Genomic DNA, 21621 nt, shown 5'->3' with positions numbered 1-21621 from the left:
TTAAGTCGTATCAAGGCTCTTTCCATAAAGGAAAGGAGCAAATGCCATGTCAGAAAAAAGACGTGACAATAAAGGTCGAATCTTAAAGACTGGAGAGAGCCAACGAAAAGACGGAAGATACTTATACAAATATATAGATTCATTTGGAGAACCGCAATTTGTTTACTCGTGGAAACTTGTGGCTACAGACCGAGTACCAGCAGGAAAGCGTGATTGTATCTCACTTAGAGAGAAAATCGCAGAGTTACAGAAAGACATTCATGATGGTATTGATGTTGTAGGAAAGAAAATGACACTCTGCCAGCTTTACTCAAAACAGAACGCTCAAAGACCAAAGGTTAGAAAAAACACTGAAACTGGACGCAAATATCTTATGGATATTTTGAAGAAAGACAAGTTAGGTGTAAGAAGTATTGACAGTATTAAGCCATCAGACGCTAAAGAATGGGCTATTAGAATGAGTGAAAATGGTTATGCTTATCAAACCATCAATAACTACAAACGTTCTTTAAAGGCTTCATTCTATATTGCTATACAAGATGATTGTGTTCGGAAGAATCCATTTGACTTTCAACTGAAAGCAGTTCTTGATGATGATACTGTCCCTAAGACCGTACTAACAGAAGAACAGGAAGAAAAACTGTTAGCCTTTGCAAAAGCTGATAAAACCTACAGCAAAAATTATGATGAAATTCTGATACTCTTAAAAACAGGTCTTCGTATTTCAGAGTTTGGTGGTTTGACACTTCCAGATTTAGATTTTGAGAATCGTCTTGTCAATATAGACCATCAGCTATTGAGAGATACTGAAATTGGGTACTACATTGAAACACCAAAGACCAAAAGTGGCGAACGTCAAGTTCCTATGGTTGAAGAAGCCTATCAAGCATTTAAGCGAGTGTTAGCGAATCGAAAGAATGATAAGCGTGTTGAGATTGATGGATATAGTGATTTCCTCTTTCTTAATAGAAAGAACTATCCAAAAGTGGCAAGTGATTACAACGGCATGATGAAAGGTCTTGTTAAGAAATACAATAAGTATAACGAGGATAAATTGCCACACATCACTCCACATAGTTTGCGACATACATTCTGTACCAACTATGCAAATGCAGGAATGAATCCAAAGGCATTACAGTACATTATGGGACATGCTAATATAGCCATGACGCTGAACTATTACGCACATGCAACATTCGATTCTGCAATGGCAGAAATGAAACGCTTGAATAAAGAGAAGCAACAGGAGCGTCTTGTTGCTTAGTAGTACAAATGAATTTACTACTTATTTACCACTTCTGACAGCTAAGACATGAGGAAATATGCAAAGAAACGTGAAGTATCTTCCTACAGTAAAAATACTCGAAAGCACATAGAATAAGGCTTTACGAGCATTTAAGAAAATATAAAAAGATAATTAGAAATTTATACTTTGTTTAACTGAATAAAACTTCTTTTTAATAAAAAATGCATACCTTAATAATAAAACTCAAAATACAAATTATATTTTGAGTTTTATTCTATAATTCTTCACTTAATAAAAAATCAAATAACCCCATATATATAATTCCGTTTTGGTCAATTCTGGTTTTAGAATAATTTTTTACCACGACTATTTTTTTGAAAAAATCATTTAAACTTAAAAGAGAATTGGTTTCTTGTGCCAACTTTGAAGGATCATCTAAATTCAACGCAGATTGAACATAAATTTTTTGATTATGTTTTTGAGCAACAAAATCAACTTCATATTGTTTATATTCTTGAGCATTTCTACTTATCACAAGACCAACATCTACATTGTACCCTCTATTTTTAAGTTCGTTAAAAATAATGTTTTCCATAATATGATTTTCTTCATTTTGTCTAAAATTCAATCTTGCGTTTCTTAGACCTGGATCTACAAAATAAAATTTAAAAATATTTTTAATATACTTTCTGCCTTTTATATCAAACCTATTTACTTCTTCAATTAAAAAAGAGTCATTTAAATATTCAATATACTTACTTAAAGTATGAGCAGTTACATTTGTTTTATTGACACTATTAAAAGTATTGCATATTTTACTTAAATTAGTGAGAGAACCAATATTTGAAGCAACAACATCAGTAAGTTGATTAATCACCAAAGCCTTAGTTAAGTTATTTCTTTTAATAATATCTTTAATATAAGTTTCATTAAACAATCTTCTTAAGTATTCAGCTTTATCATAATCATCTTCCGTTTTATTGACAAGGGGTATTCCGCCAAATAAAAAATATTCTTCTCATATTTTTTGAATGCTTTTGTTATCTTTTTGAACTTCTCAAATTTCTTTAAATGAAAGTGGGAATAAATTAATAACGTCCCCCCTCTTCCTCTAAATTCAGTTTCTATATCTTTAGATAAAAATCTTGAATTACTACCAGTTATGTAAATATCATATTTTTCATTATCAAATAATTCATTTAAAACAGTAACAAAATTACCTAATAATTAAATTTCAGCGACAAGGAGAATGTATTTTGAATCTTTTTGAGTATTTGAGTATACATAATTTAAAAATTCATTAGGATCTTGGTATTTAATATTACTAAAAAAATCTAATTTAATTTCAATTATTTGTTCTTCGTTTCAATTATGTGACAATAAATAGTTTTTGAACAATTTAAAAACAAGATATGATTTTCCACATCTTCTAATACCGGTTATTATCTTTATTAAACGATTGTCTATTTTTGACACTAATTTATTTAAATATTTTTCTCTTTTAAAAATATGTTCTTTCTTTTTTCTCCTTACTCTTTTTTTCGTGTAGTCAATTTTAAAAAAACGCGTTTCTTTTGATTTTTACTACATTTGTGTAGTGATTTTTAAAAAATGCCAATTTTTTTAAATTCTACTACATAGGGAGTTTGCCTAATCGTAACTATCTAGATGCGTCTATATAACAAAGATATATAAAAACACCCTATTAAATAAGGTGTTTAAATTATTAAAATTCCTCGAAAATTTTGGTTCTCTTAGAACCATCACTAAATCCATTTGGATAAAGTTTTCTTAGGTTTTCTCGATAAGAATTTGTTTGTTTAGGATATTTAGTTTTATCACTTCCATCAATTAAATTATATGCATAAGAAATTTTTCCATTTGATAATTCAATATTTGTAGCTTGAATTAATGGAGTAAAACTACTTGGTTTCATTAAATCACCAAAACTAGTGTTTTGACTTACACCACTATAAATACCAACTACTTGACCAAATTCATTGTACACTACAGAACCTGAAGCACCATAGTAAAGTGATGAGAATTTAATATTGTAATTAAGTCCATAAAAATCTAAGAAAGGACGGTTTCAGAAACGTTTTACTGATGGATTGCCACTTTCCATTTTTGAACTATAATCATTGCTTGAAAAAGCAAATGCATCCTTGTTTTTTGGTGATTTAAAGTAATCTATATTTTCATTATTTCTTTCGGTAGGATTATTTTGCATTCAGTAAGGAGCTCTGTTAACTGGGTACCCAGCAATATAAACATCTTTAGCATTTGAAAGTGCAACATCTGTATATTCGCTATATCCTTGAGATAATTGTTCTTTTCATGTACTCATATAATCCACAATTAAAAAAGGAATGTCATTATATTTTCTATTTGGAGATGTCAATGTTTTTCTTCCGTCATATTCTTCTAATGCAAAAATAGCATCAGTAAGTCAACTTTTCAATGTTTGATCCATATTTGAAGCATTTAAATCTACATCAAATTCAAAAATACCAAAATCTGAATAGTAAGGAATTTTTGTTAAGTTTTCAGCATATGAACGAGCATTGTTATAAGCATCCATTCCAACTTCGGTTTTTAATCCTTCAATTTGTGTATAAAACTGATTTTTTTGTTCTGCTAGATTTAAACCATTATAAGCTTGTGGATCATTAATAAAGTCAATAGCTGCATAAACTAATTTAGGAGCTGAAATTCCGCTAGAACTTCCGTATCTAAAAATAACGTTTGAACCTTTTTTGGATAAATTATCTTTTCATGAATTATTTGGAATATCGTTTCATTCAGGTTGTCTCTCAGTTTTTCCAAGAGCAAAATCTACCACTTTAAAACCAGCAGGATCTTGATAATTTAAATCAGTAGCTTTTTCTCCAGCATTTCCAAAAAACTCTAAAACGTGTAAGTTTGTTGCCATAAATATTTTGTATTTATTTGGAGCATTTGTATATTTGTGGTAGTCGATAATTCAAGATGTTCCTGTTACAGGCTCAAATGGCATTGAACCTTCTTTTTCCTGAATTTTATATTTAAATGAAAAAGTTCTTTTTCAAATTTCTTCATACATTCATTCTTTTCTTGCTTGAGATTTTAAAGGCTCAAATTTAGCCATAAACTCTTCAGAAGGATACTTGTTAAATTTTGATCAATCCTGTTTTAATCAAGGGAAATTGATTGGGATTTCAGGCACTTCAGGAACTTCAATTGGTCTTCCATCTTCAGGCTCATTACCTGGGTCAATTGGATTAACAATTGGAGGAATTTCAGGAACTTCAATTGGTTCACTTGGCGAAATATCTCCTGGTAATGTAGGTAAAGGATCAAGATTTCTTAATTGTAAAACAAAAGAATTTGAGTCTTTTCCACTAAGAACACTTTGGTTATTTAAAGTTTTTAAAGCCAGCTCTTTTCTTCGAATTTCATTAATATTTTTAACTGTGTTAATTCAAATATTGCTAAGGTTGTAATAATCTAAAACAATTGAATCTTCTGTTTTGTTATATGCTTCTTTTAGTGTTTGAAGTTCACCTTCTTTGAGTGCAATATTTCTACGAGAATCTCTTACCTGAGCACTAAGTTCATAAACACTTTTTACTTTCTCAGCTAAGCTAAGATTATTAATTGTTGCATAATCCTCTTCAGTTAAATCAATATTTGCTTTAATTATTTTTAACAGTTCTTTTGCTGCAGCATTTGCTTTAAATGAGCTATCTTTTTCTAACTTATCTATTTCTGTTTTAAGATAACTTTGAAGTGTTTCATATTTACTTTTTGAAAGCCTTAATTGAGATTCAACATCACTAATTTGACTTAAGATATTTTGGCGTTCTTTTTCCTTTGAATCTCATGAATCATTGATAGATTTATAGTTTTGAATTTCTTCGTTAATTTGAGTTCTAATTTCTACAATTTGTTCTTTTAACTTACTAACTTGCACTTCAATTGCTGATGAAACTGAAGCATCTTCAGAATGATCTAAATTATCTTCATTAACAGTTGAATAACAAGAAGTTAAAATAAGCGGCATAGGAGCGACAACTAAAATTGATGATGCAATTTTTTTTGACAGTTTTAAAAATTTCATATCTCTCCTATTTAGTGAATTTATATTTATCTGGAATTACACTTGTTCCTTGTGGGAATAAGTTCGTTTTAAAGTTAGAACCGTAAAGTTTTTCAAGAGCTTGACGGTATGAAGTTTTTTGTTTTTGACCACCACCATAAATAAGGTCATATTGTTCAAGATTATATCTTCCATATTGACCTTGATAATCATAACCATTACTTCTAAGTGCTTGCGAAAGGTTAATTAAAGTATTACCAAATGAATCACCACCGGCAAAGTTAACAGCTAAAATATTGCCATCAATATCTCTAATTGCACTACCACTTGATCCACCCATAGGTTGTCAATTGGTAAGGATATAACCAAGCCCATAAGTAATATATTTATCTTTTTGGTAGCTTGATTTTGGATCTCTAAAAACTTCAACGCTAAATGGTTCATTTTTTTGACGGTTAAAAATAGGTAAAGTAATAGTTAAATCAGTAACCCCTGGTTTATTAACAAAGTTTCTAAAAGCAAAGTTTTTAGAAAGCGAATGTCCATATTCAACTACACCTTTATCATTTGATCTAGGTTTATTTGTTCATAAACTTGCTGTATAAAGTGGGTTTTGGTCCATTTCAAGAGAAGAAGTATTTAAATCATAATCGGTGTCACTTCTTGGGAATCCAACAGCAACAAAGTTAACGTTGATTTTGCTTACCTCTTTTTCTTCATCACCATCACGAACCGTAACTTTTTCGCTAGCAAGTCTGTCATAATCAGTTAAAACATCGTAGTTAGCCATTTTTGAATTAAGCGAACTTCTTGAACCAGCATAATCATTAGTCATATCTTCAGCTAATTTTTGAACACTTTCTACTTTAAAGAAAGTTTTTGTTCCATCAGCTACCACTTGATTATATCCAAGTGATTTTTCTCATTCATCAATTGGCTGTTTTGCAAAATCAATTTCTAAAATAGCAAAATCAACCATTTCTTCATAATTATAATTTGGATCATTTGAAGATAAATAATCTTTTGGACTTTGGTTTAAAAAGTCAGTTGCTGCATAAACAATTTTTACTTGATTTGGGAAAATAGTGAGTGAATCAATTCTAGGATCTCAATCATTAGGAGAAAGTTCTCTTCTTAAAGGAACATCAGTTCTAAATTTGTTTAAAGTAATTGAAACTGTTTCTCCACACACTTCAGCTTCAGCAGCTTTTTTAGCTTTAATAACTTCGTTATATTCAATAATTCATTCTGAAGGAGTTGCATTTTCAGGAATGGTATATTTATTGAGTAAAGCTTGGTATTCATTACTACTTTCACCTGTTTTAAGCTTAATTTCTTCCATTTTTAATTTAGCTGCTTCATATTCTTCTTGCATCTGATTATAACGAACATTTCATTTTCTTAAATTTTCAGCTTCTTCTGCGTTTTTTGCAGGGTTGCTATATGGCTCACCACTTGCGTTTGCTTTTCTAAAAGGCATAACAACGTGCAAGTTTGTTGCAATGTATCATTTTGTTGGATATGAGCCATCTTCAGTTGGTACGTAATCTAAAATTCAACCAGTTCCGTTAAATAATCTACCTTCTGATTGACCTCTAAAGTCTCCGCTTTTACCTTTTTGAATTACTGTGTTAACGTTATTAAACTTAATCTCAAAAGTTTCTAAAGCAGCATTTTTATAATGCTCATTAGCTAAATATCTTGGTTTTCCACGGTCATTAGCATATGAATCATAATATGCACGTTTAAGATCGTGACGTAATGGGTTTAAAATCAAGAATGAATTAGTTGGATCTGGAACTGAAAAGTTTTTCAAGAAAGCATCCCTAAAAAATGGCTGATAAGTTTCTTTAGATTTGTTATTAAAATTAGAAATAAAGCTTGGATCATACTTTTCATATTCAGGCATATAGCTATCGATATTTAAGTGATTTATAAGTTCTTTTAAATAAATATTTTCATATTTATTGTAATTTGTAAGACCAATTTGATCAGGGTTTGGATACTCAAGAGTATTATCATTAAAACCAAAAGCATTTTCGTATTTAGGTAAAATAGTAGGATTTGGAATTTCTAATTTACCAGTTTGTGGATTAGTTTGATTTGAAAGACCAGGTCCAGTCATGTTGCCATGATCTTCATATACAATAGCCTTTCCATCTGATTCAGAATTTCCACCATTTGAAGGATCAACAAGCTCTCCACCTGGATTTTGTGGTTTAGGTTTGGGTTTAGCGCTTTGTTGCTCTGTACAGCTACCTGATAAAGCTACCAAAGGCATTCCTAAAAGTAACAAAAGAAGTTTTGATGAAATTGATTTTTTCATAAATTACTCCTTAATATTAGAAATGTCATCTATAGATTTAATGTATAAGAATTTTTCAGCTGGTACATCTAAAAATTCACCGCTTAAAATTCTTTCAACTGAAGAAATAGTTTCTTTAAGCGGCACATAAACACCACTTTCATGAGTGAAATGTTCAGTCATGAAGAAGTATTGTGAAAAGAAGTTTTGAAGTTGTAAGGTTTTCTTAACAATGATTTTTGATTCATCATCAAGCTCGTCAATCCCTAAAATTAAGATAACATCTTCAAGTTCTTTATATCTTTGTAAGATTTTTTTAGTTGCCATGATAGCATCATAATGTCTTTGACCTATGATAGTTGGATCCACGCTACTTGAAGTTGATTCAAGTGGATCAAAAGCTGGATAAATGTTTTTAGAAGCTACATCACGAGAAAGCACAAGTGAACCATTAAGGTGGCTAAAAACAGCAACAGCGGAAGGATCTGAAAGGTCATCCATTGGTAAAAAGACAGTTTGGAAGCTAGTAATAGCTCCATTTTCATTGCTGAAAAGTCTATTTTCAACTTGTGAAATATCAGTATTTAAAGTCGCTTGATATCCACCAATTGAGGTTTTTTTATCAAGAGAAACTGAAGTTTCACTTCCAGCTTGTAAGAAACGGAAAATGTTGTCGATAAATAAAAGAACATTTTCTTTATTTTTATCTCTTAAGTATTCAGCAGCTGTAATTCCAATTGGTACAATTGACATTCTAGCTCCAGCACGTTCATTCATTTGAGCAATATACATACTTGAGCTATCCATTAAGTTAGATTCTTTAAGATCATTGTAAAGTTCAACCCCTTCTCTTGAACGCTCACCAGCACCAATGAAAATTGATGAAGTTCGTTCTTGGTTTTTTGAAAGGTTGAAAATCATCTCTTTCATTAAAACTGTTTTACCAACTCCAGCTCCACCAAAAATACCAACTTTAGCTCCTTTTAAAATTGGAATGAAAAAGTCAATAGCTTTAATTCCAGTTTCTAAAATAACTGGTTCAAATGAATAATCTGAATTATTAACAATGGTAGAGTCCATCTCAACAAAAGTGAAATCTTTTTTATCACTTGTTAACGATTTTCCTAAAATATTGAAAATTTGCCCTTTGGATTTTGCACCAACTGGTACCATAAATGATTTTCCAGTTGAAATAATTTCTTGGTTAATAACTAAATTTTCATTACTTTCAACAATAATAGCTAAAAGTTGTGAATCATTAATGATCTTTTTAACAAGAAGTGATGATGAATTATCAGCTGTAGTTAAAACGTGATTAATTTTTGGAAGCACTTCATCTTTAAAAGTTACTTCAACAACATCAGATCAGATTTTAGTAATTTTTGCACTCATTATTTACTCTCCTTAATTTCATTTGAAATTGAAACAAGAATTTGTTTATCAAGTGGTGCAAAACTTTCACTAACTTGAATGTTTCAATTTAAATTATTAAATTTTGAAAATTCATTTAAAGCAAATTTAAAGAAGTTTTTAGCAAGTGAATCACTTCTTTGTTTATTGTTAATAAGGTTGTTAAAAATTTCTTTAGCAAGGCTATCTTTTTCAATAAATAAGTTAACAAATTTTAAAGCAAGTTGAATGTCTTTAACTCCAATTAAAGTTCCTCAAGTAATTAATTTAGAAGTTAAAAACATTGTTTTTTCAGAATAGCTAGAAATTCCTTTTTGGATAAACATTGTTTCAGCTAAAGTACCATTTGAAATAAGTTGGCTAATGTCATCATTTAAATCGTATTTTAATGATGCAAGTTTAATTTGTCTTTTGTATGATTTATATAATTTTCCAATTTCAGAAGCTACACGAGCAATGTATGATTTTTGGACATTTCCACCAATCCGGCTAACTGATAAATCAATATCAACAGCAGGGATTTTACCAAGAGCAAAAAGTTCACTATTTGTAACGATTTGGCCGTCAGTAATTGAAATAACGTTTGAAGCAATTAATGAAGTAATGTCATTTTCAACTGTTTGAATAATTGGAAGTGCTGTAATTGATTTTCTGTTTCTAAATTTCCCACTTCTTTCAAGTAATTTTGAGTGGTTGTAGAACATATCACCAGGGAAAGCTTCTTTCCCAACTGGTTTGTTAATTAATAAAGCAACTTCACGCACAACATTAGCGTGGTTAGTTAAATTATCAAAAATGATTAACACATCATCATTCATTGAAATATTTTCAGCGTGTGCCATTCCAACATAAGGAGCTAAAAATTGTTCATATGGATTTGATGAAGAAGCATCAATGATAACGGTATAATCCATTGCTCCATGTTCTTTTAAGATTTTATACACAGCAGCAATTTGTGATTGTTGTTGACCAATTGCAACATAAACACACTTTATATTACGGTCTTTTTGGTTAATAATAGTATTTAAAGCAATGTGGGTTTTTCCGGTTTTACGATCTCCGATGATAAGTTCTCTTTGACCTTTACCAATTGGAATAAGTAAATCGATGTTAATGTACCCTGTGTAAAGTTGTTCTTTAAGTGGCTCATAATCTAAAAGGGTGTTATTGCTATTAAAAATGTTGTGGCTTGCTTCTAAATATGTTCCTGAGTATTTTGCTGACGCAGGATAAAGAATATCTCCATTAATGTTGATGATTTTTCCATAAATATCGCTTGGAGTCTTAACTACATCACTAAAAGGAATTGGTTCAACTTCAGATCCAATCACAACTTCACTAAGACCTTGGTTAGCAAGACAAAAAGCACGATTTTCAGTAGCAGAAATAAGCATCATTTGTGTATTTTGCTTTTCATTTTTAAGCTGGAAAATTTGATTTTGTGCATAATTAAATTTTCCACTTAACTCTACGACATAGTCAAATATCGCTGTAATAATTGGTTTTTTCATTATAAAATTCCTCCGATTAAGCTTAGGATAATTAAAGTAATTCCTAATATGAAAGTTAAAGTAGATACACTAAGTAAGATAATGCTGTTTTTTCTACTTAATTTGATTTTTTTATTTTTTGATAATTTTAAGATAGCTCAGCTAATTAAAGAGACAAGACCAATGAAACTAAAAATACCACCAATAACTTGAGATGTAGTTGTTTTTTTAGTTTCTTTAGCAATTGCTTTAGTCTCGTTTAACTCATTATAAGCTTTCACAAATTTTTTGCTTGGGTTATCTCCATCACTTTTTGTTTGTTCTGGATCAAGTGATTCTTTAGTAGTTAAAATACTAAGATTTACAAGTGTTTTTTGGAGCTGATCCAAAATATTTACATAATGATCAAATTTTTTCTCAATACTAAAGCTGCTTGAATTTACAACTCCACTAATAAGATCTAAATCATCATTAAGTGTTTTAAACCCTTGTTCTAAAACATTTAAGTCTAAATTAAATGCTTTAAAGTTTGACTTAACAATGCTCATTCTTGTTTCATCCATAATTTCTTTAAGTTTTAAAGCAAGTTTTTTGTATGTTACTACTAAATATTCAAAGTATCCATATCCAGTTGCACTTTGGTTATTGTTTAATTCTGATTTATTAACACTAAATGTTAAACGATCTAGAGAACCTAAAAATAGGTTAAGAAGTTCTCTCCGATATTCTCCTTCAGGAAGAATGTTCTTACGATTTTCGCCTACAAGATTGTATTGAAGATACTTGTATTTTTTAATTAAGTCAAAATATTTAGTTTCAAATTTATCATTTGCTTCTGATGGTTTAATTAAATTATTTGAAGCAACAATCATATTGTAAACAGTTGTAACTAAACTTTTGTTTCCAAGTCTTTTAATTTGAATTCTTTCACCAATTCCAAGGGAATCATAAAATCTTTTGTATGTGGCAGCAATTAAGTTTCTTGCAGCTTCTCTACTTAAAGATGTTTCTTTATCTGCTGGTATTTCAAAAGTAGTTTTATATATACGTGTATTACCAACATTTAATGAATCAATAATTTTTACATTAGCTACTAAAACAGATTTAGAAACAGAATTTTCTGTAATATTTTCAATTGCTAATGATTCGATTTTATATTCATATCTTGTGAAAATTGGGTTATCAAAGTAAAAACTGTTATTAAAACGATTGATATCTTTTGAACTTTCAGATACTAATTCTTGATATTTAGATTCACTTTGAATTTTGTCTTTGTATAAATCAAAGAATTCATATTTAAGAATTGGGGGAAGTTGAGGTACGAATCTAAGCTCTGATTCTTCAAGCGGATCATTCGGCTTTTCTTCATCAGTAATAGGTGGATATGGATCATCTTGCTCTTCTTCTTCGTCACTAGAGTTTTGAAGTAAGTCAAAAGCTGTAAAACGTTTAACAACTTTTGAACGGATATATTCATCTCACGATTTGTATCCTTCTGGAAGTGAAATGTTAATTCCATTATGATCAGAATCATAAGAAATTTTTGTAATATCTCTATTATTATCGTTTCCACTTTCTTTAGATGCAAGTGTTGGAATGTCTTTAGCATTAGCAAAAACATCTTCAAATTCTGAAGTTAAATTATCATAATAGGTATAAGTTTTCTCTCTAAGAGTGCTTAAATCTGTTGTATTAAGACTTTTGTCTTCAGTTGCACTTGGGATAATTTCATCTGAAGGATATGAAGCTGTAAGTCCAAATTTAATGTTGGTATATTCATTTCCCTCATAAATGACAGTAGTTGTGTAAAGATCTTTATTTAACGAAATGATTTTTGGATAAACAATATTTAAACCATATTCTGTTGGGTTTTCTAAAATTTTGTCACGATTATTTTCTAAATAATCAGCAACTTTTTGAAGGTAAATTCCTTTGATAATATCATTTGAAGAAGCAGCTGAAGTTTTAACAAGATCTTGAGCTTTTCTTCTAAATTCTAAAATCTTATCATCAATTAATGTTGAAAGCTTGCTTTTAGTAATTTTATTAACTTCATCACCGAAAGTATCAAATTTTGGATCTAAAGTTGGTTCGCTTGGGGCATTTGGATCTGAAGGATTATTACCATTAGCTCCAGCTTCACCAGTGGCTGAAAGACTTAAAATAGTAGGAAAAATAACAACTGGAGCTAATGAACCTAAAAATAATTTAGTTTTTTTGCATTTCATTATTTTTCCTCCTTGATAAGTTCAAAGTTAAGAACTGCGCTTTGATAGAAAATTTCATCATTTAATTTAGAAGCTTCAAAGCTGTCATAAAAATGTATATTATTTTCTTGGTAAGCCTTAATTAAATTAAGTTGATTCTTTTTCTCTTTGAGTTGTTTAATCATTGTTTTTAAGCTTGCTTTGTCAAAACTTTGGTGGATGTAAAATTGTAATTTACCTTTGTATCTAAGTTCGATTTGATTATCTAAATAAATCAAAAATGGATTATTTAAAATTAAATAGCGAACTTTTTCTTTTGAGCTAGATTCATCTTTAAAAGTGATTTTTAAAAATCCTTTTCTTAAACTTGCTACTGAATTTGGTTTAAATGTCACTCAGTAATCTTTTAGATCGTTGTTGATTTCTAATTTGGTAATTTGCATTTTTGAAACTTCAAAAGATTCAGAGACAAATTTTAATGTAATTTTATTCATTAACTGTTTCTCCTTTTTCATGTAGCAAGTCTTTTTTCTTACTTAAAAGAGAAAGTTCTTCAATTTCTAATTCACGTTTTCCTCTAAGCATATAAAGCTTAGTTTGTTTGAATTTTTTCTCAAGATCGTTAATTTTTTGGTTTTGAGCAACAAGTTTGTATTTTAAGTAAATTAAAGCTGATTCATTAAGCAAAGTATAGAAAATGTAAGTAAGATAAGCAATCATTTCAGTTTCAATAAATTCTTTAATATCTGGGTAGATATTCATTTTCTTAATATCAATAGTTGCTTCTAAATCAAGATTTTTAACATTTAAGTTAAAATTCAACGTTTCCATTGGAAGCACATCTAAATATGAATTTTTAACTTTTGATGAGTTAAGCACAAATCTAAGGTTATGGAATCCATAATTTTGATAGTAACTTTCGATTAAAGCTGGAAGGGTGTTAGCAAGGCGATCTAAATCATTAGTTTCTGATTTAAAAAGAATTGGATAACCGTTTTGGGTAGCAAAATTAATTGCTCTAGCTCCAATAGCAATCATTAAATCACCTTCTTTGAAAAATTCTTGAAGTGATTTTTCGTGTTTAAAGTATGAGTTAGTTGAATATTTTTCTTCTTCAGTTACATAAACTCAAATGGTTTTTTTAGCTGCGACTTTTTTAAACTTGTTAAAAAAGCTTTTTTCCGACACAAGAGCACTAAAATCTAAAAGTGGGGAATCAACATTGTGATCTTCTAAAAGTGTTTGCACAATATCTTTTGATTGAATTGCCCTTTCATAATAAATACTGATTCTTTTTGATAATTTTAAAATGTCAATCAAAGTAATATTTTTCTTTGATTCAACGATTTTCATTAATTTGGATAAACTAACAAGTTTCGATTTAATTTTCTTGATGTGCATTTGTTACAAAATTCTCACTAAATAAAACAGTAAGTTTATCTAAATTTTTATCAAAAGTTAAAATCACATCAGGGAATATTTCAACATTGTATCCTTGTTCTAAAAACGATACAAGAACTTTATTGAAACATTCTAATAATGCAGCTTCAGCTTCAAGATCTGAATTTGCAAAGTTAAAGGTAATAACCTTTGGATTTGTTACGTTCTTAATAGTTGGGACTAAATTATTTAAATCAAAACGCAAGTCTCTTTCGTAGGTTAAAACGAAATTTTTAAAGCGAATTTCGTTTTTGTTTATAAATTGCTCATATCCTTGGTGGTAGTATTTTTTTCAAAGTTCATCTTTTTTATTTAAGTTAGCAATAATAAGAACTTGATTGATAAAAGCTTCATTAGAAATGAATTTATCAGCTTTAGCATTATGATAATTTTTGAATATCATGTCATGATATGCTTGGACTTCAGGTGCAAGTGTTTTAGTTTTTCTTTTGAAAATTGGCATTGAAAACCTCCTTAGTTAACATTTTTTAATTTTAATTTTTTTGATGCTACTTTTTTGATGAAATAAAATAGTTTGAATAATCCATAAAGTCTTGTAATTACAAGTCCAAAAATGAAAACTAAATTAGTTATCAATAAAATATCTGAAAGATGAATTAAGATGAAAATTGATGAAAGTAAGTGATTTCCTTTTTCAATCATAAATGCATCTACTACTTCAAAGAATATTCCTAAACTAAGTAGTAATAAAGATATTGCAAAAATAGTGTGATTATTTTTATTTAATGTTGTTTTGTTAAAGTTTTGGTACACAAATAAAACTAAAACAAATAATGAAAGTAAAACTAAAATAATGTAATTGTTAAATTTGTCAAAATTAATGGTTCTTAAAATAATTGCAATGCTAAATGGGATAAGTAAAGCTAAAGCAAGTAAGAAACTATCAATGTTGTAATGGTTTAATTGATTTTTGAAAAACTTTGTAATTGCAATGTAGCTTCCAATAATAACAACAGCTACTGCACTAAATGATAAATAACCAATGTGAGAAATGCTATTTTTAACAACAAAACTTGATTGCTCAATACTTTTAGTTACATTTGCTAAGGCGAAAATAAGAACTGCAAATGAAGAAACTAAAGCAATTTTAGTTAAATCTTTATAAATATTTTTTCTTCTATTTAATAGATATGATCCAAAGAAATATGGATAAATTGATAAGAAAATCGCTGCAAGTGCAATGGTAATTAACACAAAATGATATAAGAAACTTAATCCACCTGCATTAGTATTTAAAGCATAATCGATCTTTTTAAACATTTCATTTTTCACTGAAAAGAAAAGATAATCAATTGCTTTTTCATTTGCACTAACTTTAACATCAGAAACAAATAAATAAAGAAGAACAAAACCGATAAGAGTTAAAACTAATTTTAAAAGTGCTGATGCAAAAAATGAAACATTAAGCAGCATTGTTGAAGGTGAAATTTTTCTTTTGTTATTAAATAAAAGAAACTCAAATACACAATTAATAAGTAATAAAACAATAATTGGTACAGATTTGATAATTAAGTTTTGCGGATCAGTTTCATAATTAATTGGATCAATAGCTAAGAGAATAATTGAAGCAATAGCAACAATTACAAAAACTACTGAAAAAGCATAACTATAGGTATTTTTTAAAGAGTGTCTTCAAACTCGATAACCACTATAGACACCATAAATAAATGCAGTTATTAATATAGTGAAATTAAAAATAATTGCAAAGTTTCTGCTTTTAAAAACTGGGTTTGATAAATTGAATAGATTTTCATAGCCTACAAAGACATCGTTTGACTTTGCATTGACAATATCATTACCTACATAGTTTGAAAATGTAAATAATGTAAATAAAATACCTACAAAAAGAATTAATAAAATTAAGTTTTTGTAAATGTTCTTAACCATTTGTTGACTAAAAATCTTGCGTTGGGGAATTGTGTTAGTATTAGTCAAAATCAAAACCTCCTTGGTTTGAATTGCTTTCTGAAGCTAATTTAATTGTGAATGAAGAATCTCATGCTCCTGAGCTTTTAATTACATTTAGAACATCTTGACTATCTACAATAATTGTTTTGACAGTTCCAATGTTTTTCATACCAATTAAAAGAGCTTGTAATTCAGGCACTCATTTACCTCCAGATCTAAGATCTGAAAGAGTTCCTTTTAAATAAACTTGATTTGTTCTTTCATCTCCGAAAAGAATTTTAGGTTTTTCTGTTGGTCCTCAAGCAGCTAAGATTGTGCTGTATTGAGCTTTACCTAAATCTGCAATATTTAAAGTGAATTTTGAACCACTTGAAGGCAATTTAATAACTCTAAATTTGTGTTTTCTAAGATTAATTTCTTTAAGTGAAGTAAATTGGGTTTCTGAAAGATCAATTTTGATCGGGTAACCTTGATCACCAAATTGACCATTAAATACTCTTCAATCTTTTTTGGTATCAAGAACTAAATCAAATCCTTTTTTCACATCATCTCAGCTTGTATCTTTACCTGGACGAATAACATTAAATTGAATTGGTCCATAATAAACAGATGATGATCCTTGATTATCTCACCCTTTAGTAGCTGTTCAATCATGAGCTACATAAGAAACATTTTGGAATGCAATTGGATCAATTCCTCATCCATAGTTATATCTAGGTAATGATGCATCACCAATGTTATCATCTGCATTTCTAAGGCTTGTAAGAAGTTCAACTTGAGTAAATGTTTTGTTTCTAAGTTCTCCAAGTCCTAGAATTTTTTGAGTATCAAATCCTAATGATAAGTTTTTGATTTGACTTGGAATATTTCTTAAAATATCTGTAATATCTTGATCTGGATTTTTTGTACCAATGTTTTTGATAAATAAACCAGTGATTTCTGGGTTTTTCTTTAAAAAGGTAATGATATCTCTAACAGCATTAGGGTTAGAAGCATCCATAAATGCCATTTTTTGTTTACCTTGTTTAAGCCCTTCGAAGTTATCATCATTTGGTGTATATTCTCAAACAGAAATTCCGCCATCAGGAATTCATTGTCTTCCACTTGAATCAGTTTTTCAAACAGGAGGTTTTCCGTTTGAATAGTATTTTCTATCAATTACTATTTTTTTGCTTCATCCTGGATAATCACCTTTAGCAAGTTGATCACCATTTCTTCCATATTTTGCATTTGTACCACTGTAAGCAAAACCACGTTTTTTAGCAAGTTCTTTTTGTCTTACATAAGCTGGGTTATCATCATCTGAAGCAAAACCTCATCTTGGGTATGGGTTGGTAAAATCTGTTCCAAATACTAAAATTTGTCCTTTAGCGAAGTATTCATCAGCGTTTTTTAAATATGCATTCATCATGCTTTGGAAACTAATTTTTTGCTGTTCAGCCGTTAAATCTGGATATGGGAATGCACTATATGTTCCTAATTCTTTTAAAGTTGCACCATTAAGAAGTTTAGATAATCTCTCAAAGAATAAATTAGCATCATCTGATGAAAGATTAGAAGTATCGTAAATAGGTCTTAAATCATCTGCATTAAATTTGTAATTTGGATCAGAAGATAATTTAGAAAGAATATTTTTAATGCTTTGTATTTTAGCTTTTTGGCTTTGTAAAAGCTCTCCTGAAATTGCACCTCTTTCAACGTTAGGCATTGTAGTTGGTTTATCATAACGTTCACTTTCAGGATTAATAAGTGTTCCACCTTCAGAAATAATCTCACTAATTTCTGGAGTTTTTTCTTCTTTAGGAACAATCGGAGTAGGCTCAGGTTTTGGTTCTGGTTTAGGTTTAGGTTTTTCAATAAGTTCTACAAAATAGGTATTATCTTGTCCTCTTCGAATATCAGATGAAGCACCCTCTACTAATTTATAACCATTTGGAATATATGAACTAAGTGAAATTTGTACATCTTCAAATTCAGTAACACTTATATCTTGGATCACTTTCTCTGGATCTTTTTCTTTAAAAATCAATCTAGTAGTGTTTTTCAATCTAGGTTTCTCAAGTGGAACAACATTATTTGAACTACCAATAACAATTGAAGAAGGGTTATAATCTTTTTTAATTTCTAAATTATTTGGTTTGAATTTTTTAAGTTGTTCAAGTGTTATAGAACTATTATCACCATAAGTTGTGAAAGTGTGTGTTGCCTTTTGCACACCATCAAGTTGATAAATTATAACTGTGCTATGTACTTTTACAGTCTTTTTAATCAAGAAAGTATATGTTTTACCAGCATTAAGTTCAGCAACACTTTGTGGTTGCTGAGCATCTTCAAGAAACTCATAACCTTGTGGTAAATAATTTCTAGGGTTAACTTTAGCATCATCTAAAGTGATAATATCTTTTTGTGTATGAATAACATTATCTTGTTTATCTTTATAGATGATTGTAGTTCTATATTCTTTATGAATTGGCTCAATTTGAATTTTATTAAGCTCTCCTAAATTAATTTCAGGTTCTACAGTTTCACCATCTTGGTTAGTTTTAAGTTTATATCCTTCAGGAATTTGAGTTTTATATTGTCTAATTAACTCTTCTTTATCTGCAATTGTAAACGAAACAGAAGAACCAATTTTATTCTCTCCGTTATAGAATTCAAAAACAGTTGTAGGAATAGGTTTAATTTCTTTAAGATAAATTTCATTTACTTGACCAATCTTAACAACAATTTTTGATCCTTCAAAGTTTTTGTTTAATTCGGGATCAATTTCATAATTTTCAGGAATTCTATCTGAAATATCCATTGTTACTTCTTCATTTTTAGTTGTTTCAATTTCAAAACTTACAAGAACTTTCTTTTCTTCATTAGGAAGTAATGTAACTAAGTTAATTGTTGTTTTTTGAATTTGTTCAATGTTTTGATCTCCAAGTGATCTATTTTCAGGTTTAATTAAAATTAAAACACCATCAACTAATGTGGGCGTCACAATTTCATCTTCTATTCCTTTTTGTTTATCTACATCGCTTTTTTGTCTCGTTAAATAAATTGACGAGGTAGCTATAGCAGCAGTAACAAGCGAAACGCTAAAAACTAAAAGACTTTTTAAAAGTTTGTTTCTTTTTGCTCTAATCATTATGTACCTCTTTGAAATATATAAAATTTTTTAAAAATGTATTTTTTTCTATTCATTTAGGGGAAAAATTTACTTTTATATATTTACATTTAAATTATATTACTTTAAGTTTTTTTTTTTTTTTAGAGCAGATATTTCCAGGGAAAATATCCACATTAAAAAGAAAATGCATTTTTTGATTGAAAAAACGCCCTTTTTTCTTCTTTTTGCGCAAAATGACACCTGAAATAAAGAGAAATTGACAAATATAGGGTGCTAGAATAAAAAATTCTGTCATTTTATGGAAAAATATGAAAAAGTTTGTTCCATAAATGTTATTTTTATCAGTTGAGCACTTTGATTGCTAAAAAATATTTGACTTTTATTTTTTTAGTCTTATAATTATTTGTGGAAATGAAAAAATGCATTTTTAACTTAAAAAAATAACAAAAAGGAGTTTTTTGTGCAAAAGATACTATTTTTAAATGGACTAATTAGTAAAAATGAAACTTCAATTTCAAATCAATTTATGAATTACATTAAAAAAGAATATTTAAGAAAAAGTGGAAATTCTCAAATTACAGAAATTGATTTAAATGACACTCATGTTGGTACAATTTTAAACTCAAATAATGCTCACAATTACTATAATTTAGTTGATTCACTAAAGTGAATAAACCTTCTTAGAGAAACTGATAAATTAATTATTTTCACTCCAGAAATTAATTTTAGTCCATCTCCAGTGGTAAAAAACTTTCTAGATTCAATTTTAGTTGCTAAAGAAACATTTAATTACAGTGATTTTCCTAACTCACAAAATAAGGGAAACTTAACTCATTTAGATGTATTGATTATAACCACCAGAGGTTTTAAAAAAACTTGATACAAATGATCTTCAGCACGAAATTGACTTAAACAAATCTGAAAATTTTTAAGAGTTAAAAAGGTTTTAACTCTAGAAATTAATGGGTTAAATTTAGACAAAAATAAGAAGCTTTCAGATAAGGAACTTATTAACAAATATCAAAAGAAAATTGACAAAATAATAAATAAATTTAAGAGGTAAATTATGAAAAAAATTGAATTAGGAATTTCAACTTTTGGTGAAACTACCAAATTGCAAAATACAAATAAAGCTATTTCACATACAGAAAGAATTCAGAACTTAGTGCAGGAAATTGAACTTGCTGATAAAGTAGGTTTAGATATTTATGGAATTGGAGAGCACCATAGAGAAGATTTTGCTGTTTCAGTTCCTGAAATTGTTCTTGCAGCTGGTGCTGCAAAAACCAAAAACATTCGCCTTACAAGTGCGGTTACTGTTCTTTCATCATCAGATCCAATTCGGATTTATCAAAACTTTGCAACAATAGATGCTTTAAGTAATGGTAGAAGCGAAATTATGGTTGGAAGAGGTTCTTTTACTGAATCATTCCCACTTTTTGGTTATAGTCTTAAAGATTACGATGCTCTTTTTGAAGAAAAACTTGATATGCTTACTGAAATTAATAATAATGAAAAGTTAGTATGACATGGAAATCTTACTCATTCAGTATATGGCAAAGGTGTTTATCCTAGATCTACTCAAGACAAATTACCAATTTGAGTAGCTACTGGTGGAAACCCAGTTTCAGTAGTCAATATTGCTAAAAGAGGTCTTCCAATTGTCTTTGCTACAATCGGTGGAGACCCACTTAGATTTAAATCATTAGTAGATATTTACAAAAGAGCTTGAATATCTTTTGGACATGATCCAAAAGATATGAAAATAGCTGCTCATTCTTGAGGGTGAATTGAAGAAAATGATCAAAAAGCCAAAGATAATTACTTTATTCCAACTAAAGAATTAGTAGATTCAATTGCAAAAGATCGTGATCATTGAAGAGAATTAACTAGAGAACAATATGATAATGAAACAAGTTTACAAGGAGCAATTTTTGCAGGTAGCCCCGAAAAAGTAGCTCAAAAAATAATTAGAATTATGGAAGGTCTTGAACTTGATCGCTTTATGCTTCATCTCCCAGTTGGATCTATGCCGCATCAAGACACTTTAAAAGCAATTGAGCTTTATGGACAAAAAGTAGCACCAATTGTAAAAAAATACTTTGAAAATAAAGCTGAAAATTAAATTCCTTTCATTGTAAATAAGATTATGAAAAATTCAAATATGTCTATTTTCTAGATGTATTTGAATTTTTTGATTCCTTAACTTGGAAAAGAGATTATTTAAATAAATTTATACTAGTAAGTGGAAAAGGTCTAAAAATTCTTTGTTTCTCAGTTGGTAGCATAACTTTTATACTGCAAGTGGGAAACCTTTTTTTACTCTGAATTTCTTACCTTAATTACAAATGTTGCTTATTTATAGGTGTGTTTGTAATTTGTGTGTTTGAAATTCGAAAAA

At 29.0% G+C, this 21621-nt stretch carries 14 protein-coding genes and 1 pseudogene; 3 read left to right on the top strand and 12 right to left on the bottom strand.

The genetic code is table 4. The annotated features are described in order from the left end of the window. Positions 1-46: 46 nt before the first annotated feature. Positions 47-1264 (top strand): tyrosine-type recombinase/integrase, encoded by a 1218-nt coding sequence (locus GOQ20_RS02320; RefSeq protein ID WP_167845249.1) that lies wholly within the window; start codon positions 47-49, stop codon positions 1262-1264. 256 nt (positions 1265-1520) lie between these two features. On the opposite strand, the gene GOQ20_RS04615 is transcribed toward GOQ20_RS02320, so the two are convergent. The 12 genes and pseudogenes from GOQ20_RS04615 to GOQ20_RS02265 form a co-directional block, all read right to left on the bottom strand. Continuing rightward, positions 1521-2183: an ATP-binding protein gene (locus GOQ20_RS04615; RefSeq protein ID WP_198911690.1), complete on the bottom strand. Its 663-nt coding sequence runs from the start codon at positions 2181-2183 to the stop codon at positions 1521-1523. Between the two features lie 5 nt (positions 2184-2188). After that, positions 2189-2722 (bottom strand): annotated as a pseudogene (locus tag GOQ20_RS04670) (ATP-binding protein). 250 nt (positions 2723-2972) lie between these two features. Then, positions 2973-5345: an MIP family Ig-specific serine endopeptidase gene (locus tag GOQ20_RS02310; protein WP_167845248.1), complete on the bottom strand. Its 2373-nt coding sequence runs from the start codon at positions 5343-5345 to the stop codon at positions 2973-2975. 7 nt (positions 5346-5352) lie between these two features. After that, positions 5353-7650 (bottom strand): Ig-specific serine endopeptidase MIP, encoded by a 2298-nt coding sequence (gene mip, locus GOQ20_RS02305; protein WP_167845247.1) that lies wholly within the window; start codon positions 7648-7650, stop codon positions 5353-5355. A gap of 3 nt (positions 7651-7653) precedes the next feature. Beyond that, a complete protein-coding gene (locus tag GOQ20_RS02300) occupies positions 7654-9021 on the bottom strand; it encodes an MSC_0618 family F1-like ATPase beta subunit (protein ID WP_167845246.1) in 1368 nt (455 codons plus the stop codon). After that, a complete protein-coding gene (locus GOQ20_RS02295; protein ID WP_167845245.1) occupies positions 9021-10550 on the bottom strand; it encodes an MSC_0619 family F1-like ATPase alpha subunit in 1530 nt (509 codons plus the stop codon). The genes GOQ20_RS02300 and GOQ20_RS02295 overlap by 1 nt, the downstream gene beginning before the upstream one ends. Then, positions 10550-12757, bottom strand: coding sequence for an MSC_0620 family F1-like ATPase-associated subunit (locus GOQ20_RS02290; protein ID WP_167845244.1), 2208 nt, complete (start codon positions 12755-12757; stop codon positions 10550-10552). The genes GOQ20_RS02295 and GOQ20_RS02290 overlap by 1 nt, the downstream gene beginning before the upstream one ends. Next, positions 12757-13230 carry an MSC_0621 family F1-like ATPase epsilon subunit gene (locus GOQ20_RS02285; RefSeq protein ID WP_167845243.1) on the bottom strand — a complete coding sequence of 158 codons (474 nt, stop codon included), beginning with the start codon at positions 13228-13230 and terminating at the stop codon, positions 12757-12759. Before GOQ20_RS02285 ends, GOQ20_RS02290 begins: the two co-directional genes overlap by 1 nt. Beyond that, on the bottom strand, positions 13223-14089 hold the full coding sequence (locus GOQ20_RS02280; protein ID WP_167845242.1) for an MSC_0622 family F1-like ATPase gamma subunit: 867 nt from the start codon (positions 14087-14089) through the stop codon (positions 13223-13225). The genes GOQ20_RS02285 and GOQ20_RS02280 overlap by 8 nt, the downstream gene beginning before the upstream one ends. A 28-nt stretch (positions 14090-14117) precedes the next feature. Further along, a complete protein-coding gene (locus GOQ20_RS02275; protein ID WP_167845241.1) occupies positions 14118-14639 on the bottom strand; it encodes an MSC_0623 family F1-like ATPase-associated protein in 522 nt (173 codons plus the stop codon). Positions 14640-14650: 11 nt separating this feature from the next. Beyond that, positions 14651-16132, bottom strand: a complete 1482-nt coding sequence (locus tag GOQ20_RS02270; protein ID WP_167845240.1) for an MSC_0624 family F1-like ATPase-associated membrane protein — start codon at positions 16130-16132, stop codon at positions 14651-14653. Continuing rightward, the gene (locus GOQ20_RS02265) at positions 16125-19238 is read right to left on the bottom strand and encodes a putative immunoglobulin-blocking virulence protein (protein WP_167845239.1); all 3114 of its coding nucleotides are present in this window, start codon (positions 19236-19238) and stop codon (positions 16125-16127) included. The genes GOQ20_RS02270 and GOQ20_RS02265 overlap by 8 nt, the downstream gene beginning before the upstream one ends. Positions 19239-19680: 442 nt before the next feature. Here GOQ20_RS02265 and GOQ20_RS02260 point away from each other — a divergent pair, with 442 nt between their 5' ends. Both GOQ20_RS02260 and GOQ20_RS02255 read left to right on the top strand, forming a co-directional pair. Further along, complete coding sequence (locus tag GOQ20_RS02260) at positions 19681-20283, top strand: FMN-dependent NADH-azoreductase (protein WP_167845238.1); 603 nt, start codon at positions 19681-19683, stop codon at positions 20281-20283. Between the two features lie 3 nt (positions 20284-20286). Next, complete coding sequence (locus GOQ20_RS02255; RefSeq protein ID WP_167845237.1) at positions 20287-21345, top strand: LLM class flavin-dependent oxidoreductase; 1059 nt, start codon at positions 20287-20289, stop codon at positions 21343-21345. Positions 21346-21621: the final 276 nt, after the last annotated feature.

It is taken from the genome of Mycoplasmopsis gallinacea, assembly GCF_012220205.1.
GTDB classification, from domain to species: domain Bacteria; phylum Bacillota_I; class Bacilli_A; order Mycoplasmatales; family Metamycoplasmataceae; genus Mycoplasmopsis; species Mycoplasmopsis gallinacea_A.
Note: the sequence above shows the minus strand (reverse complement) of the source record. Positions and strands in the feature narration are given on the sequence as shown.